15 protein-coding genes are annotated in these 16,173 nt (G+C 69.8%); 8 read left to right on the forward strand and 7 right to left on the reverse strand.

Features of this window, described 5'->3' with window-relative positions; translation table 11 throughout:
- Window positions 1-3 precede the first annotated feature (3 nt).
- Both IM770_RS15190 and IM770_RS15195 read right to left on the reverse strand, forming a co-directional pair.
- Complete coding sequence (locus IM770_RS15190; protein ID WP_203582001.1) at window positions 4-594, reverse strand: isochorismatase family protein; 591 nt, start codon at window positions 592-594, stop codon at window positions 4-6.
- Window positions 591-2,963 (reverse strand): MMPL family transporter, encoded by a 2,373-nt coding sequence (locus IM770_RS15195; protein ID WP_203582002.1) that lies wholly within the window; start codon window positions 2,961-2,963, stop codon window positions 591-593. The genes IM770_RS15190 and IM770_RS15195 overlap by 4 nt, the downstream gene beginning before the upstream one ends.
- Window positions 2,964-3,036: 73 nt before the next feature.
- Between IM770_RS15195 and IM770_RS15200 the strand changes: the two genes are divergently transcribed.
- Entirely contained in the window at window positions 3,037-3,993 is a 957-nt protein-coding gene (locus IM770_RS15200) for an EamA family transporter (protein WP_203582003.1), read from the forward strand.
- Between the two features lie 132 nt (window positions 3,994-4,125).
- Here the strand turns inward: IM770_RS15200 and IM770_RS15205 are convergent, their stop codons facing one another.
- Entirely contained in the window at window positions 4,126-4,521 is a 396-nt protein-coding gene (locus tag IM770_RS15205) for a hypothetical protein (protein WP_203582004.1), read from the reverse strand.
- Between the two features lie 327 nt (window positions 4,522-4,848).
- On the opposite strand from IM770_RS15205, the gene IM770_RS15210 reads away from it, so the two are divergent.
- The 7 genes from IM770_RS15210 to IM770_RS15240 are packed head-to-tail and all read left to right on the forward strand — an operon-like array spanning window position 4,849 to window position 11,430.
- Window positions 4,849-5,823 carry an ABC transporter permease gene (locus IM770_RS15210; RefSeq protein ID WP_203582005.1) on the forward strand — a complete coding sequence of 325 codons (975 nt, stop codon included), beginning with the start codon at window positions 4,849-4,851 and terminating at the stop codon, window positions 5,821-5,823.
- Entirely contained in the window at window positions 5,823-6,551 is a 729-nt protein-coding gene (locus tag IM770_RS15215; protein ID WP_203582006.1) for a YesL family protein, read from the forward strand. The genes IM770_RS15210 and IM770_RS15215 overlap by 1 nt, the downstream gene beginning before the upstream one ends.
- Window positions 6,548-8,074: an extracellular solute-binding protein gene (locus IM770_RS15220; RefSeq protein ID WP_203582007.1), complete on the forward strand. Its 1,527-nt coding sequence runs from the start codon at window positions 6,548-6,550 to the stop codon at window positions 8,072-8,074. The genes IM770_RS15215 and IM770_RS15220 overlap by 4 nt, the downstream gene beginning before the upstream one ends.
- 1 nt (window position 8,075) lies before the next feature.
- Window positions 8,076-9,368 carry a glycoside hydrolase family 28 protein gene (locus tag IM770_RS15225; protein ID WP_203582008.1) on the forward strand — a complete coding sequence of 431 codons (1,293 nt, stop codon included), beginning with the start codon at window positions 8,076-8,078 and terminating at the stop codon, window positions 9,366-9,368.
- 5 nt (window positions 9,369-9,373) lie between these two features.
- Window positions 9,374-9,829, forward strand: coding sequence for a hypothetical protein (locus tag IM770_RS15230; RefSeq protein ID WP_203582009.1), 456 nt, complete (start codon window positions 9,374-9,376; stop codon window positions 9,827-9,829).
- Entirely contained in the window at window positions 9,826-10,761 is a 936-nt protein-coding gene (locus IM770_RS15235) for a carbohydrate ABC transporter permease (RefSeq protein WP_203582010.1), read from the forward strand. The genes IM770_RS15230 and IM770_RS15235 overlap by 4 nt, the downstream gene beginning before the upstream one ends.
- 3 nt (window positions 10,762-10,764) lie before the next feature.
- Complete coding sequence (locus tag IM770_RS15240; protein WP_203582011.1) at window positions 10,765-11,430, forward strand: rhamnogalacturonan acetylesterase; 666 nt, start codon at window positions 10,765-10,767, stop codon at window positions 11,428-11,430.
- On the opposite strand, the gene IM770_RS15245 is transcribed toward IM770_RS15240, so the two are convergent.
- The 4 genes from IM770_RS15245 to IM770_RS15260 are packed head-to-tail and all read right to left on the reverse strand — an operon-like array spanning window position 11,370 to window position 16,118.
- Complete coding sequence (locus tag IM770_RS15245; RefSeq protein ID WP_203582012.1) at window positions 11,370-12,728, reverse strand: serine hydrolase domain-containing protein; 1,359 nt, start codon at window positions 12,726-12,728, stop codon at window positions 11,370-11,372. The genes IM770_RS15240 and IM770_RS15245 overlap by 61 nt on opposite strands.
- Complete coding sequence (locus IM770_RS15250) at window positions 12,725-13,564, reverse strand: DUF6807 family protein (RefSeq protein ID WP_203582013.1); 840 nt, start codon at window positions 13,562-13,564, stop codon at window positions 12,725-12,727. The genes IM770_RS15245 and IM770_RS15250 overlap by 4 nt, the downstream gene beginning before the upstream one ends.
- Window positions 13,561-14,577 (reverse strand): LacI family DNA-binding transcriptional regulator, encoded by a 1,017-nt coding sequence (locus IM770_RS15255; protein WP_203582014.1) that lies wholly within the window; start codon window positions 14,575-14,577, stop codon window positions 13,561-13,563. The genes IM770_RS15250 and IM770_RS15255 overlap by 4 nt, the downstream gene beginning before the upstream one ends.
- A 2-nt stretch (window positions 14,578-14,579) precedes the next feature.
- Entirely contained in the window at window positions 14,580-16,118 is a 1,539-nt protein-coding gene (locus IM770_RS15260; RefSeq protein ID WP_203582015.1) for a glycoside hydrolase family 43 protein, read from the reverse strand.
- Window positions 16,119-16,173 lie beyond the last annotated feature (55 nt).

Raw genomic sequence — 16,173 nt, forward strand, 5'->3', positions numbered from 1 at the left:
TTCTCAGTCACCGTTCGAAAGGCCGGAGTGCCGGAGTTCGGCGCCCGCGTGCGCGAGCTCGGCGAGCGCCGCGTCGCTGGACTCCGCGGCGACCCCGGCGACGAGGTCGGTGAGGATCCGCACGTGACGACCGTGCTCGATCGCGTCGAGCGCGGAGGCCCGCACGCAGTAATCGGTCGCGATGCCGACGACGTCGACGTCGATCACGCCGTTCTCCTCGAGGAGGTGCGACACCGTCGCACCCTCGTCGGTCGTCCCCTCGAACAGCGAGTAGGCCGGCGTGCCCTGTCCCTTCTTGACGTGGTGCGTCACGGCCGACGTGTCGAGACACGGGTCGTACTCCGCGCCCGCCGTCCCGCTCACGCAGTGGACGGGCCAGGTGTCGACGAAGTCCGGCTCGGGGTGGAAGTGGCCGCCGTTGTCTCCCTCGGCGTCATGCCAGTCCCGCGACGCGACGATCACGGAATACTCCTCGGCGTGCGTGACGAGGTAGTCCGAGATCCGCTGCGCCACGGCGTCGCCGCCCTCCACGCCCAGGGCTCCACCCTCGGTGAAGTCGTTCTGCACGTCGACGATGAACAGCGCCTTGCTCATGTGTCGAGCGTACGCCGATACTCCTCGCGCGTGAGCGGGTGACCGTCCTGCGCGACGAGATCGGGATCGGTCTCGGCGGGCAGCGGCGCCTCCGCGGGGTCGGCGACCGACGGTGCGGGCGCAGCCGGCGGCGTCCGCGAGTCCGAGTTCGCGTCGGGTCGGCTCTCGGCGCGAGCGGCGACCTCCGGCCCCCGCCGCCAGAGCTTCGACGGCCACCAGATCGCCCTGCCGATGTCGTACGACAGCGCGGGCACGAGCAGCGACCGCACGATGAAGGTGTCGAGGAGCACGCCGAATGCCACGATGAACGCGATCTGCGCGAGGAACAGGATCGGGATCACCCCGAGAGCCGCGAACGTCGCCGCCAGCACGAGTCCTGCCGACGTGATCACGCCGCCGGTCGCGACCAGGCCGCGGAGGATGCCCGGTCTCGTCCCGTGCACCAGAGACTCCTCGCGCACCCGTGACATCAGGAAGATGTTGTAGTCCACGCCGAGGGCGACCAGGAACACGAAGCCGTACAGCGGCACCGCGGGGTCGGCCCCGGGGAAGCCGAACACCTCGTTGAAGACGAGGGCGCTGACGCCGAGGGCGGTCGCGAACGACAGGATCACCGTCGCGATGAGCAGGACCGGTGCCAGGAGCGAGCGCAGCAGCAGCATCAGGATCACGAGGATCACCGCCAGGATCACCGGGATGATCACGGTGCGGTCGCGCGTGGAGGTGTCGTTCGTGTCGATGTCGGTCGCGGTCTCGCCGCCCACGACGGCCGTGCCCTCGCCGAGGGTCTCGTCGAGGTCGGCGCGAAGCTCCCGCACGGTGTCCTCGGCGGCGACAGAATCCGCGGCATCTGTCAGCGTCCCGATCACCAGAACGTCGCCCTCCGACACGGTGGGCTCCGGAGCAGGCGTGCCGGGCGGTCCCACCGCCGTGAACACCGGCTCGCCATCCTCGACGGCGACCTCGGCCTGACCGGTCGGCGAGTCGTCCGAGGCGACCGACACCGAATCGATGCCGTCCGACGCCTCGATCACCTCGACCGTGTCGGCGAGGTCCTCCTCGGGGACGATGACGTAGACGGGCGAGCCGGACCCCGCCGGGAAGTGCTCGGCGAGCACGTCCTGTCCGTCGCGGGCCTCGGACGTCCCGAGCACGAGGTCGCTCGTCGGGACTCCGTCGGCCTTGAGCTGGGTGATGCCGACCGCGCCGGCCAGCAGCACGACGGTGCAGGCGATCCAGACGATCCGCGCGTGGCGGGCGACGAAGCGCGCCTGGCGCGGCCACAGGCCCTTCACGGGCTGCGTGAGGTCGTCGGGGATCATCGCGATCGGCTGTTTGGGGATGAAGGGCCAGAACGCGGTGCGCCCGAAGAGAGCGAGCAGTGCCGGCAGAAACGTGAGGGCCGACAGCATCGAGAAGGCGATGCCGATGGACGCGATGGGTCCGAGCGCCCGGTTCGTCGCGAGGTCGGAGAGGAGCAGGCACAGCAGGCCCGCGATGACCGTGCCACCCGAGGCGAGGATCGGCTCGAACGATCCGCGCCACGCCGTGACCACGGCATCCCACCGCTCCCTCCCCTCCGCGACGGCCTCGCGGAAGCGCGCGACGTACAGCAGCGCGTAGTCGGTCGCCGCGCCGATCACGAGGATGAAGAGGATGCCCTGCACCTGGCCGTTCAGCACGACGATGCCGGCGTACGCGAGCCACCACACCGTGAGCAGTGCCACGCAGAGCGCGAACACCGACGTCAGCAGCACGAGGACGGGCAGCAGCGGCGAGCGGTAGACGATCACCAGGATCAGGAACACCGCGATCAGCGCGACGGCCAGCAGCAGACCGTCGATGCCGAGGAAGCCTTCCACGAGGTCGGCCGTGAAGCCGGCCGGGCCGGTCACCCACGCCTCCAGGTCGTCGGGCAGCTCTTCGGTCGCCATCGTGCGCATCTCGTCGACGATCTCGCCGACCTCGCCCGAGGCGTCGATCGGCACGAAGACCTGCACGGCCTCGCCGTCCTCCGACACGATGGGCGGCGACACGTCCTCGGTGACGCCGTCGATCTCGGAGATATCGTCGACGAGGGCCTGCACGTCCGCGACGTCGTCGTCCGACAGCTCGCCGTCGCCCGTGACCACGAGCACGGCCGGGATGCTGTCTTCGCCGAGGAATCCGGCGAGTCGCTCGTTCACCTGCGTGGCATCGGCGCTCTCGGGGAGGAAAGACGATCGGTCATTGGTCGAGACCTCGTCGACCTTGCCGAAGTAGGGGCCTCCGATCGATCCGACCACGAGCCAGATGAGAACGAGCAGAGCAGGGATGCCGATCCTGAGCCAACGCGGAGGACGGTGGCGGGCGTGCTGAGGCGAGGTCATATCGCTAGTTTATCTAGCGATCTGGTTTTCGACGAGTCGGCCGCCCCACTTGACAGTGCCTATGCTGGTCGCGATGATGTCCGCTGCACTCGCGCTCATCGGGGCGGTCGTCTACGGATCGGCCGACTTCCTCGGCGGCCTGGCCGCGCGGCGCCTGCGCTCTCTGGTGGTGACCGCGGTCGCGGCACTCTCCGGCTTCGTCGCGCTCGCGCTGGCCCAGCCCCTGATCGGCGGCTCCTGGACCACCTCCGACCTGGCGTGGGGCGTACTCGCGGGCGCGGTCGGGGTCGTCGCCGTCGCCCTTCTGTACGCCTGCCTGGCCGTCGGCCCCATGAGCATCCTGTCGCCGCTGACCGCGGTGGTCTCGGCCGTCGCGCCGATGATGTGGGGGCTGCTGGTCAAGGGCGACAGCCTCGGCGCCGTCGGCTACGCCGGGCTGGGCGTGGCCCTCGTCGCGGTGGTGCTCGTCGGGTTCGTGCCGGGAGAGAAGGTCGTCCGGCCCACCGCCCGCGCGCTCGCCATGGCGATCGGCGCCGGGCTCGCGATCGGCACCTTCCTGATCATCGTCGACCAGACCTCCGGCGAGAGCGGTCTCGTGCCCCTGCTGGCCGGCCGCGCCACGAGCACGTGCATCACGGGCATCATCCTCGCCGCGCTCGCGATCGCCGCCGTCCGACGCGGCGCGCCGGTGCGTTCCGTGCTCGAGGTCGCGGCGCCGCCGCCCGGCGGGACGCCGAGCGCCCGCGCGGATCACCCACACGTCGCGACGGGCGCCGCGGTGACCGCCCTCAGCCGCCGACGGGCGTGGTGGCTCGCGATCTCGTGCGGCGTCGCCGACGCCGCCGCCAACGCCCTGATGCTGCTGGCGTTGCGGGTCGGCGATCTCGCCGTGGTCTCGGCGCTCACCGCCCTGTACCCCGCCGGCACCATCCTGCTCGCCGCGGTGGTGCTCCGCGAGCGTGTCGCCGTCGTGCAGTGGGTCGGCCTGGCACTCGCCCTCGCGGCGGGCGGGATGCTCGCCGCGGCGTGACCGCGGTCGGGATGCTCGCCGCGGCGTGACCGCGGACGGCGCCGCCGGCGTGACCGGCGGACGGCGCCGCGTCAGCGGCGAAGCGGCGTGGCGTCAGCCGCCGGGTCGTACCGCGACGGCGGCTGAGCGGGCTCAGCCGCGCACGAACAGCATCACGAGCGAGGTCACCAGCGCGACCGCACCCAGCGTCAGCAGCCCGACGGCGAGCCAGGCGACGGCCCGCACGGCCGGCGAGCCCTGCGTCAGCCGCATCCGATCGAGGGAGCCACGACGAACGAAGATGTCGGCCATGTCGGCGTCGCCGATGTGATGCTCCTGCTCGTGCGAGAGGCGGGCTTCGCCAACCCCGCCGTCCTCGTCGAACCACCGGACCAGCTTGCCGTCGCCGGCGTCCTCGACGACGGCGCGCACCGGCACCCAGGTGCCGTCGAACAGGTACATGACGAGGGCGACGCCGGCGAGCAGGGCGCCCAGCCCGAAGCCGATCCACGAGAAGATCTCGGCGAGGGCGTCGATCGCCTGGGGCACCGCACCACTCTCCTTCGCATACAGAAAACGGCCGCCGTGGCGGCCGCTTCCGGGTGGTCCCCACACTACCGGATGCCCTGAGCGGCCTCGGCACAGGCATTCCCCGGCACGACTTCCGTCGCGGGCTCGACATCACCCGCCGACGTCACCACGCACGGCCCGCGACGTGCGATCCGCGGGCGCGGGTTGTCGCCGGCAAAGTCGCGTGGTAGGGTCAGAAACCGGTTACCCGAGAACGTTTTCTCACGTGACCCGCCCGAACTCGACGACGAGCACAGGAAGTGACACACCGATGCGCATGGTTCTCGCGAAGATGCGGACGCTCGCATGACCGCGCTCGAGGCAGCGCCTCAGGTGCAGACGGAAGCCGTCCAGTCCCTCCCCCCGACGGAGCGGAAGCGCACGTGGTGGCAGCAGATCTGGCGGCACCGGGCGCTGTACCTGATGGCGCTGCCCGGCATCATCTACTTCCTCATCTTCAAGTACGTGCCGATGGGCGGCCTGGTGATCGCCTTCCAGGACTACTCGGCGTTCCTCGGCATCTTCGGCAGTCCCTGGGTGGGCTTCGAGCACTTCATCCGCTTCTTCACCCAAGACGCCTTCCCGCTGCTGATGACGAACACCATCGTCCTCTCGCTGCTGCTGCTGATCTTCTCCTTCCCGGTGCCGATCATCCTCGCGCTGATGCTGAACGAGCTCCGCCTGAAGTTCTTCCAGCGGAGCATCCAGACGGTGATCTACCTGCCGCACTTCATGTCGTGGGTGATCGTCGTATCGCTGTTCTACGTCTTGCTGACGACCGACGGCGGAGGCATCAACAACCTCCTCGTATCGTGGGGCCTCGAGCCGATCCCGTTCCTCACCGACCCCGCCTGGCTGCGCCCGCTGTACGTCATGCAGGAGATCTGGAAGGGCGCCGGCTGGGGCACGATCATCTACCTCGCGGCGATGACGGCGGTCGACATGCAGCTGTACGAGGCTGCCGAGATCGACGGCGCGGGACGCTGGCGGCAGAGCTGGCACATCACGCTGCCCGCCATCCGCCCGACGATCATCGTGATGTTCATCCTGGCGATCGGCGACTTCCTCGAGCTGGGCTTCGAGCACATGTTCCTCATGCTCAACTCGCTCAACCGCGAGGTCGGCGAGATCTTCGACACGTACGTGTACACCGCCGGCATCCAGAACGGGCAGCTGAGCTACGCGACGGCCGTCGGCCTGTTCAAGGGCCTCGTGGGACTGATCCTGGTCATCGGCGCCAATCGCCTCGCGAAGAAGTTCGGCGAGGAGGGCGTGTTCTGATGTTCTCCTTCGAGGGCTTCGTCCGCATCAGCATGTTCCTCCGGGGCGTCTATCGCATGGCGTACCTCAACCTGCTCTGGATCGCCGCGACGGCACTCGGCCTGGTGATCTTCGGCATCGGACCGGCGTCCTACGCCGTCGCCGCCTACGTCGACCGGTGGTTCCGATTCGGCGAGACCCCGCCCGTGACCCGCACCTTCATCGCGCACCTGCGAACGCAGTACTGGCGGAGCGCGGCGGTCGGCTGGATCCTACTCGGGGCCGCCGCCGTCGTCATCACGAACATCTTCGCCGCGTCCAGCTGGATGCTGCAGTTCGCGAACGTACTCGCTCTTGTCGTCATCGCGATCATCGCCGCGTACGTGTTCCCGGTGATGGCCGCCACCGAGGTGCGCGGCATCCACCGCCAGATCGCCGCCGCGGCGCTCCTCGGCTTCGGCTCCCTGCACTGGACGATCATCGCCGGCGCCGCGGTGGCGGCGACCGTCTGGCTGCTCGCCGCCTTCGCCGCGCCGCTGCTCGTGCTGTTCGGCGTCGGCATCCCCGCGACGGCCGTCGGCGTCGTCACCCGCATCGTCTTCGGCCAGCTCGCCGCAGAGGCGGCCGACGAAGACGGCGGACGAGCGGATGCCGCGCCCGCGGCGGCCGTCCCCACCCAGACCTCACCCCCCAGGGCACGCGAGACCTCGCGCGTCCACGTCCACCTTGCGAGAGGAACATCACAATGAGGCAGCACACCAGGCTCGGAATCGCCGTCGCTTCCGTCGCCGTCGTATCGCTTGCGCTGGCAGGCTGCGGCAGTTCGGGCGGCGACCCTGCCGACAGCGGCAGCGGGAGCGGCAGCGAGACGCCGGAGAGCATCACCTGGATGACGGTGCTCCACACGCCGACGACGCCGGAGGCCGGCGGTCCCGTGCAGACCGCACTCGAGGAGTACACCGGGACCAAGCTGGAATTCCAGTGGGTGCCCGCCGCCTCGTCGGACGACAAGATGAGCGCCGCGCTGGCCTCCGACTCGCTCGCCGACATCACCCTCCTGAACAACCCCGCCAACACCGCGGTGCGTCAGGCCATGAAGTCCGGGCAGTTCTGGGATGTCGAGCAGTACCTCGAGGAGTACCCGAACCTCGCCGAGATCAACGAGCAGACCATCGCCTCGGCGCGGGTCGGCGGGAAGCTGTACGGCGTGCCGATCCAGAAGCCGGTCGCGCGATACGGCGTCCTGGTGCGCCAGGACTGGCTCGACAACCTGGGGCTGGAGGTGCCGCACACCATCGAGGAGCTGTCGGAGGTCGCGCTCGCCTTCACGAACGACGACCCCGACGGCAACGGCGTGGATGACACCACCGGGTTCATCGACCGAGCCGAGAGCTTCCAGGTCGGCTTCAAGTCGCTGTCGGGCTACTTCGGGGCCGGCAACGTCTTCGAGGTCAACGAGGACGACGAGGTCGTCCCGTCATTCCAGACCGACGCCTTCAAGGAGGCGATGGAGTGGTACCGCGACCTCTACGAGCAGGGCGCCGTCAACGGCGAGTTCGTCACGATGCAGAAGTCCAACCAGCAGGACGCCATCGCACAGGGCAAGGGCGGCATCGTGGTGACGGGCCTCTTCGAGGCGCGGAACTACATGAACCTCGCCACGAGCGCCAACCCCGACACCCCCATGGCCTGGGCGCTGGTCAACGACATCACGTACGAGGATGTGCCCCGCCGCATCCTGTCCGACACCAACGGCGGCTTCGGCGGCTGGTTCACGATGTCGAAGACGAAGGTCAAGGACGAGGCGGAGCTGAAGTCCATGCTGGCCTTCGTCGACAAGCTGCTCGACGACGAGCCCTTCGTCGTGATGACCAACGGCATCGAGGGCGAGCACTACACCGTCGACGCCGACGACGTGCTGACGATCACCGACCAGACGAAGTGGGAGCAGGAAGTGCAGCCGTACTCCTCGTCCCGCCCGTCCGACAACGTCGTGACCTTCAAGAGCACGACGCCGTACGTCGACGAGGGCAACGAGAAGATGGCCGAGAACACCGAGTACGCCGTCATCAACGTCGCGCTGCCGCTGTCGTCCGAAGAGTACGACCGCAGCTGGACGACCATCCTGCAGGGCGCCAACGACGCGTACAACAAGTACATGGTCGGTCAGCTCGACATGGACGGCTACGAGGACGCGATCGAGAAGCTGCGCGGCCAGGGCCTCGACACCATCATCGAGGAGTTCACCGCCTCGTACGCCGAGAACAACTGACATGACGGGGACGCAGGTGCAGAGCATCTCGACACTTAACGGTGCTCGCCGCGTGCAGCACACGACGGGGGCCCTTCAGGCCGCCATCGACGATGCCGCGGATGCCGGCGGCGGTCGTGTGACGATCGCCCCGGGCGTGCACGAGACCGGTGCTCTGCGCCTGCGCTCCCGCGTGGAGCTCCACCTCGAGGCGGGGGCGGTGCTGCGTTTCATCCCCGATCCCGCCCTCTACCCGCCCATCGGCGCGCGCTGGGAGGGCGCGGCGACGACCATCCACTCGCCGTGCATCTACGCGCGCGGCGAGACCGACGTCGCGATCACCGGGCGCGGCCGTATCGAGGGCAGCGGCGCGTGGTGGTGGGATGCGATGCGTCGCGACGTCCTCGCCTTCCCCCGGCCGACGCTCATCGGGCTGCACGAGTGCCGTGGCGTCGAGATCTCGGGCGTGACGCTGCGGGACTCCCCCGCGTGGACCGTGCACCCCCTCCTCTGCGAGGACGTGCGGATCACCGGCATCCGGATCCTCAATCCTCCCGACTCCCCCAACACCGACGGGATCAACCCCGAGTCGTGCCGCAACGTCCGCATCAGCGACTGCCACATCGACGTCGGAGACGACTGCATCGCGATCAAGGCGGGCAGCGAGCTGTCGCTCGATCGTGTCCCGTGCGAGAACATCACCATCACGAACTGCACGATGGTGCACGGCCACGGCGGTGTCGTCATCGGCAGCGAGATGAGCGGCGGCGTGCGCGGCGTCGTCATCTCCAACTGCGTCTTCCAAGGAACCGATCGCGGCATCCGCATCAAGTCCCGCCGCGGCCGCGGCGGGACGGTCGCCGACGTGCGGGTGAGCAACATCGTCATGGATGCCGTGATGTGCCCGCTCGTCGTCAACCCGTTCTACTTCTGCGGTCCGGAAGGCAAGCTGCCGATCGTGTCCGACCGCGATCCGCAGCCGGTCGGCGCGGGCACGCCGCAGTTCCGCGGCATCCACCTCGCGCATATCACCGCGACGAACGTGCAGTCCTGCGCGGCCTGGGTCGCCGGCCTGCCCGAGGCTCCGCTCGAGGACCTCACGCTCGACGACTTCGTCGTGTCGTTCGCACCCGGTGCCACCCCCGTCGTCCCCGCGATGGCCGACGGCGTGCCGGCGATGGCGGCCGAGGGCGTGCACGCGCAGTTCGTCTCGCGCATGCGCGTGTCGGGGCTCCGCGTCGTCGGGTCGACCGGACCCGCGCTCGTCGCCGACGGCACGGCGGACGTCCTCGTGCAGGGTGGGCTGCCGGAGTGACGCTCATGACCGATTCCCCGCAGGCCGAAGCGAAGGCCGCTCCGTTCCGCCGCCGCGCCGAGATCACCTTCGCGAGCATCGGCCTGGCCGGTGCCGTAGTGCTGCAGGGCGGCTTCGCGATGCTCATCACCCGCAGCGACGAAGAGACCCTCCTCACCGGCGTGGTCCCCGCGCTGCGCGACAACGGCGTCCAGATCTCGGCGGCCGAAGCCGACGTCGCCCTCAACACGCTGGCCGCGTGGTTCGGCTACGCACTCGTTCTCGTCGCACTGCTGTGGGCGGTCGGGGTCTTCTTCGCGCACCACCGCCCGCGCAGCCGCGCGACCGGCTGGTGGTTCGCCGGCGCCGGCATCGCCTGCCTGCTGGGGACGCAGCTGCTGCTGTACCCGATCGCCTTCTTCTTCTTCGTCGCAGCCGCGCTGTTCGCAGTTCGGAAGCCCACACCCCGGAGGACGCCATGACCACCTCACCTCGTCTCGACGACGCGACGATCCCGATCCGTATCCGCCAGCAGGCGCGCCGGCGACGGCGCATCACGCCCGGCCGGCGGGTGTTCATCGTCGTCAACGGCCTGATCCTGTCGGCGTTCGCGCTGCTGTGCGTGCTGCCCTTCGTCAACGTGCTCGCGAGCTCCCTCGCGACCCCCGGCGAACTCGCCACGCGGGCGTTCATCCTCTGGCCGGAGACGTTCACCCTCGACGCCTATCGGTACATCTTCTCCACGCCGACGATCTTCCGGGCACTGGGTGTCTCCGCGGTGGTGACCATCGGCGGCACGATGATCAGCCTGGTGCTCACCACACTGATGGCCTACGCGCTCTCGAAGAAGTACCTCAAGGGGCGCCGGGTGATCAACTTCCTGGTGCTGTTCACGATCCTGTTCTCGGGCGGCATGATCCCGACATTCATCGTCGTCAAGAATCTCGGAATGATGGACACCCTGTGGTCGCTGACCATCCCGGTCGCGATCAACGCGTTCAACTTCATCATCATGCGAAGCTTCTTCCAGGGCATCCCCGAGAGCCTGGAGGAATCGGCGCGCATCGACGGCTGCTCGGAGCTCGGCGTCTTCTGGCGGATCGTGCTGCCGCTGTCGATGGCCTCGATCGCCACCATCGGCCTGTTCTACGCGGTCTACTACTGGAACACCTATCAGAGCGCGATCCTGTACATCAACAAGTCCGAACTGTGGCCGATCCAGGTGCTGCTGCGCCAGATCGTGATCGTCGCGAGCGGCATGAATGCCGACGAGACCGCGGTCGACATCGTGCCGCCCGCCCAGTCCGTGCGCATGGCCGTGATCTTCGTCGCCACGCTGCCCATGCTCCTGGTCTACCCGTTCGTCCAGCGCTACTTCGTCAAGGGCGCTCTGATCGGTTCCGTGAAGGGCTGATCCATGCGACTCATCGTGACCGGCGACTCCACGGCCGCCGACTACCCGGTCGACCGCGCACCCCTGGCCGGCTGGGGACAGGCGCTCGGTGCACGCGACGATCTCGAGGTGATCAACCACGCCCGCCCGGGAGCGTCCACGCGCAGCTTCATCGCCACCGGTCTGCTCGACGGCGCCCTGGAAGACGTTCGCGGGGGCGACCTCCTGCTCGTGTGCTTCGGGCACAACGACGGCAAGGAGGGCGAGCGCTTCAGCGATCCGGAGGTGACCTTCCCCGCGAACCTGCGGCGATTCGTCGCCACCGGGCGTGCGCGCGGGGCGACGCCCGTGCTCTTGACCCCGATCGAGCGTCGCCACTTCGTCGACGGCCGGCTGCGACCCACGCACGGGCGCTATCCCGATCAGGCCAGGGCAATCGCACGGCTCGAGCAGGTTCCGCTCATCGACCTGACCGCCGAGACCGCGGTGCTGTGGCAGCGCCAAGGGCCCGAAGACAGCAAGCGGGCGTTCATGTGGCTCGACCCCGGCACCTGGGCCGCCTACCCTGACGGTCAGCAGGACGACACCCACCTCCGTGCGGACGGTGCGGTGCTGGTCGCCGAACTCGTCTACGCCGGGCTGGCGGCGAACGGGCTGCTGACCGACCCGCGGGTGCTCGCCGGGCGGTAGCTGCCCAGCCACGTCCACTCGGCGCCGATCTCCGGACCGGACCCCAGCGACTGCACCGTCACCACGTCGTCGTCGGTCGCCACGATGCGCAGGCGCACGGACGAGATGTCGTCGGATGCCGCGGACAGCCGCACGTCCAGAACGCCGGGGCAGGACCACCCGGCCCCGATGACGCCTGCGCCGAGTGCCGTCTCCACGGCGGCGGGAGCTTCCGTGGAGAACCTCAAGGGCGCAAGTTCCGCCCACCGCACCTCGCCGCCCGTCGCGTCGAGCGCGAGCGCAACCCGTTCGGGAGCGCCCTCCCCCGTGATCGCCTCGAACACCCCGCTCACCGACCGGGCATGTGCGGGGTCGTGCGGAGCGAGCGGCGGGTCGATCTCACCGGGATCATCCAGGTCGTCGCTGTCGAGTGCGCTCAGCAGCATCTCGATGAGCCGCTGATCGCCCCCGGTCAGGGCCGTCGTGTCGGCGGTGACGACCGCGACCAGCGACCGCGCCGGCTCGCCGTAGACGATCTGCCCGCCGAGGCCGAACATGAGCCATGCGCCCTGGCGTGGCAGCCACACCTGCCGCCCGTAGCCTGCGCGGAACGGCGCGCCCCACGTCTGCATGCCCGGGTCGGAGCGACGCTCGAGCAGCTGCCGCACGACGCGCTCGGGCAGCACGCGCGCACCCCGGTAGCGGCCGGCGCCGTTGAGCGTCTCGCCCAGGCGCACGAGGTCCCCCGGCGCGGCGATGAGGCCCGAGCCGCCGTGACTGAAGCCGTCGGGGCCGGTGAGGAACCGCGCGCCGGCACCGATCCCGAGGGGCTCGAGCACCCGCGGGCCCAGGTAATCGAGCAGCGGCGCCCCGGTGCATCGCTCGACGAGCGCGGCGAGTGTGTACGACGCGCTCGTGTCGTATGTGAACAGCGTCCCCGGGCGATGGGTCGGCCGCGTGCAGAAGTACGATCTCAGCCAATCGCCGGTGTCGCCGAACGTGGTCCGGCTGTGCGGTCCGGTCATCGCCAGCATGTCGTCGAGGCGGGTCGCGGCGAGCCAGGGGTGGATCGGCCCCATCTCGGGGAAGTAGGTCGCGATCGGAGCGTCGAGCCGCAGCCGCCCCTCGTCCACGAGCAGCAGCACGGCCAGCGCGGTGACGGACTTCGACACCGAGTAGAGCCGGTGGGGGACGTCGGCACCGAACGGCGGGAGCGCGTGACGAACGACGGTCTCCCCATCGATGCTCACGTCGAGCGTGTGGAGGGCGATACCCGCGGCGTGGGCGCGCGCGACGAACTCCCGCAGCGCACCGCTCATGCCGTCGCCCCGGCCGCCTCCGGTGCCGCCGCCCGCAGGTGCGCGAGCAGCCGGGACGCGACGCCGGCCGGATCGCGGTGCTGCTCATCCGAGATGGAGACGGCGAGATCCAGCAGCAGCGGCTCACCGGGCACGAGCCGTCGGCGCTCGGTGACCGCGACCGCCGGCAGGAAGCCGACGTAGCCTTGGGTGCGCACGAACCAGGGCATCGACGTCGTCGTGGCGGCCACGAGCGACGCAGCGGGCGACTCGATCGCCAGCCACGTCGAGCGCGAGCCGTGCGCGGCATCGATGCCTTCGCCGTCCGCCGTCGTCACCCGTGCGCGGGTGAAGGGGGTGCGCCAGAAGATCCCCCCGTAGAAGGCTCCTGCGCGCCCGTTGGTCTGCGGGCTGCCGAACGTCACTTCGTCGGATGCCGCGGTCAGGCGCGACGTCCACCCGACGTTCCAGCTCCCGGTCTCGTCGTGCGCCGTGATCAGTCGCGTCTCGTCCAGGAGCCGACGGCCCCGCGGGTCGAGCCACGCGATGCGCTGCCACAGGTGCCCGGGCCGGGTGTCCTGCTCCTCGACGAGCTGCGCGCCGTGGTTGTCGAGCATGACCGAGCCGTGTCCGCTCCGGTAGGTTCGGCCGCCCCAGAACGACGTGCCCTCGACATCCGGCAGGGCGAGGCTCGCGCCGAGGTGATGGAGATGGTCGCCCGGCGACACCTGCGTCACCGGGGTGCCGGACGGGGTCGTCGCCGTGACGAACGGGCGCGGAGAGAAGCTGCGGCGCAGATCGGCCCCCTCGTGCTGCTCGACCGCCGCCGCACCCGCCCCGATCAGTCGTGTCGTCATCGCGGCGCCCTCGTGCTCGCACGCGAGGCGAGCTCGGGCGAGAACATGATCGGCTCGCGCAGCGGCTCCGCCGTCATCTCGGCGCGCAGCACGCGCCAGATCTGCTCGCCGATGGCGCTGAGGCCCGCGGTCATCGTGGTCAGCGACGGTGACGAATAGCGAGAGAACGGGATGTCGTCGAAGCCCGCCACCGCCAGCTGATCAGGCACCGAGACTCCTTCTTCCGACAGGCGCCCGAGCAGCCCCAGTGCGACGACGTCGTTGTACGCGATCACCGCGGTCGCTCCCGTGTCGCGCAACGCCGGCCATGCCCCGTATCCGTCCTCGAACGAGTGCCCGCACGGCACCTCGATGATCTCGACCTCGGTCTCTGCCTCGCGGATCTCGGCGAGTCCCCGCTCGCGCTCCCAGTTCGCACGCGCGTACGCAGGACCCGCGAGATAGGCGATCCGCCGATGCCCGAGTGAGATGAGGTGGCGGGCGAGCACGATGACGCCCTCGTGATAGTCGATGAGCACCGACCCCGCGTTCTTGCCGGTCGTCCGGTTGAAGACGGCGACGGGGGCCACCCGCGGCAGGAGCGCGAGCAGGTCCGGGCGGGTCATGCGCGGCGAGAAGAGCGCCACCGCATCCGTGCGGTCCCGCAGATCGCGGGCGAGCTCGGGCTCGGCTTCGGCCTTCTCGAACGAGTCCGACACGACGACGTGATAACCGTCGCGCGCCGCCGCCTGATTGAACCCGTGCAGCACCTGGTGGAACATGGGGTTGCCGAGGTCCGGGACCAGCACCCCGACGGTACGGCTGACGCCCAGCGAGAGCGACCGCGCCGTCTGGCTGGGGGTGTAGCCGAGTTCGTCGATGACTCCGCGAACCATCTGCGCGATCTCGGGATTCACCGTCGGCACGCCGTTGAGCACTCGCGACACCGTCGCCTTGGACACACCGGCGGCCTTGGCGATGTCGTTGATCGTGGTCTCGCGAGTCGGTGTCGTGCGCGCGCGTCTGCCGGTCATCGTCACCCCTCCCCCGTCGTGATATCGAAGTCCTCGAAACGCGCGATCGTCTCGACCGCTCCGTGCGGATGCGCCGCGAAGAGCGAGACCGCCGCCCCCACCCAGTGCCCCTCGACCGCCTGGAACTGCGGGTCCACCACGATCCTGGCACTCCCCGTGTCGACGCTCGCAGACACGCCGGCGCCGGCATCCGTCTCCAGGGTCACCCGAGCCTCCGCCGCGTCAACGGGGGTGCGGGCGATCACCCGCTCGTGCGGGTCGTCCTGGTCGCGGACGGCGACGACCGCCTCGACGCCCTGCTCGACCCGGCGGAGCCCGGCCCACACATAGGCCCGCCCGAGCACGGCGATGCCCGCGCGAGCACCGCGCTCGGCGTCGACGAGGGCGACGTCGACGCTCGCCGTCGACGACCGACCGGGCAGCGCCTGCGAGAGCACCCGCGGCAACGCGCGCAGGTCGCCTCCGTCCGGGCTGCCGCGCAGCAGCATCCCCCGCGTGTCGCCCGCCTTCGCATCCGGCAGGACGACGGCCTCGGCATCCGGATTCGCCTCCCATTGCCAATTCACGCTCGGCACGCCGCCGGCGAAGTCATCGGGTCGCGCGAGCGTTCGCAGCCCCTGGCGTCCCCCACGGGGTGACGGATGCTGCAGCACGGGCTGCGCCGGGCCGCCGGCGACGGCTTCACCCATGACGGGCCACCCGTCCTCGCCCCACGCCATGGGCTGCAGGTGCAGCACCCGGCCGTACACCCCGCGATCCTGGAAATGCAGGAACCAGTCGCCACCCTCGCCGTCGTCCACCCACGCACCCTGATGAGGGCCGTTGACCGCGGTGTCGCCCTGCGACAGGACGATCCGGTGCTCGTAAGGCCCGAACGGATCGCGGGAGCGGAAGACCGTCTGCCACCCGGTAGCCACCCCGCCGGCCGGGGCGAAGATCCAGTACTCGCCGTCGCGGCGGTAGAACTTCGGCCCCTCGAGCGTCGTGAAGCCGTCGAGCCGATCGCCGTCGATGACGTCGACGGCCGGACCGGTCGTCGTGATCAGTCCGGCATCGACGGGGATGACGGTGAGCACGTTCTTCCGCCCGGAGCGCGAGCGCGCCCAACCGTGCACGAGATACGTGCGACCGTCCTCATCCCAGAGCGGGCAGGGATCGATGACGCCCAGCCCACTGAGCAGCAGTCGCGGCGGCGACCACGGGCCGGCGGGATCCTCCGCGCTGACGACGAACACCCCCTGGTCGGGGTCTGGGTAGACGACGTGGAAGAGCCCGTCATGGTGCCGGATCGACGGCGCCCAGACGCCACCCCCGCGCCGAGGGAGCGCAAACCATTCCGCGGGCTCGTTGCGCACCAGCGCGTACCCGATGCGGTCCCACTCCACGAGATCGTCGGAGACGAAGACCGGCAGGCCCGGGGCGCGGTGGAAGCTCGACGCGACGAGATAGAAGCGGTCGCCTACGCGGATGGCGTCGGGATCCGGCACATCGGCGTCGATGATCGGGTTGCGGTACAGGCTCGCGTCGTCGACGAGTGACATACGCTTCACGCTAGCCGAGAAACCGGTTCCTGTCCAAGCGATACGGGGGTGCGGC

The sequence above is a fragment of the Microbacterium hibisci genome, assembly GCF_015278255.1.
Lineage (GTDB): Bacteria > Actinomycetota > Actinomycetes > Actinomycetales > Microbacteriaceae > Microbacterium > Microbacterium hibisci.

Coding starts and splice junctions, on each gene's coding strand:
- IM770_RS15190 (WP_203582001.1), bottom strand. CDS start 594: ATGAGCAAGGCGCTGTTCATCGTCGACGTGCAGAACGACTTCACCGAG.
- IM770_RS15195 (WP_203582002.1), bottom strand. CDS start 2,963: ATGACCTCGCCTCAGCACGCCCGCCACCGTCCTCCGCGTTGGCTCAGG.
- IM770_RS15200 (WP_203582003.1), top strand. CDS start 3,037: ATGATGTCCGCTGCACTCGCGCTCATCGGGGCGGTCGTCTACGGATCG.
- IM770_RS15210 (WP_203582005.1), top strand. CDS start 4,849: ATGACCGCGCTCGAGGCAGCGCCTCAGGTGCAGACGGAAGCCGTCCAG.
- IM770_RS15215 (WP_203582006.1), top strand. CDS start 5,823: ATGTTCTCCTTCGAGGGCTTCGTCCGCATCAGCATGTTCCTCCGGGGC.
- IM770_RS15220 (WP_203582007.1), top strand. CDS start 6,548: ATGAGGCAGCACACCAGGCTCGGAATCGCCGTCGCTTCCGTCGCCGTC.
- IM770_RS15225 (WP_203582008.1), top strand. CDS start 8,076: ATGACGGGGACGCAGGTGCAGAGCATCTCGACACTTAACGGTGCTCGC.
- IM770_RS15230 (WP_203582009.1), top strand. CDS start 9,374: ATGACCGATTCCCCGCAGGCCGAAGCGAAGGCCGCTCCGTTCCGCCGC.
- IM770_RS15235 (WP_203582010.1), top strand. CDS start 9,826: ATGACCACCTCACCTCGTCTCGACGACGCGACGATCCCGATCCGTATC.
- IM770_RS15240 (WP_203582011.1), top strand. CDS start 10,765: ATGCGACTCATCGTGACCGGCGACTCCACGGCCGCCGACTACCCGGTC.
- IM770_RS15245 (WP_203582012.1), bottom strand. CDS start 12,728: ATGAGCGGTGCGCTGCGGGAGTTCGTCGCGCGCGCCCACGCCGCGGGT.
- IM770_RS15250 (WP_203582013.1), bottom strand. CDS start 13,564: ATGACGACACGACTGATCGGGGCGGGTGCGGCGGCGGTCGAGCAGCAC.
- IM770_RS15255 (WP_203582014.1), bottom strand. CDS start 14,577: ATGACCGGCAGACGCGCGCGCACGACACCGACTCGCGAGACCACGATC.
- IM770_RS15260 (WP_203582015.1), bottom strand. CDS start 16,118: ATGTCACTCGTCGACGACGCGAGCCTGTACCGCAACCCGATCATCGAC.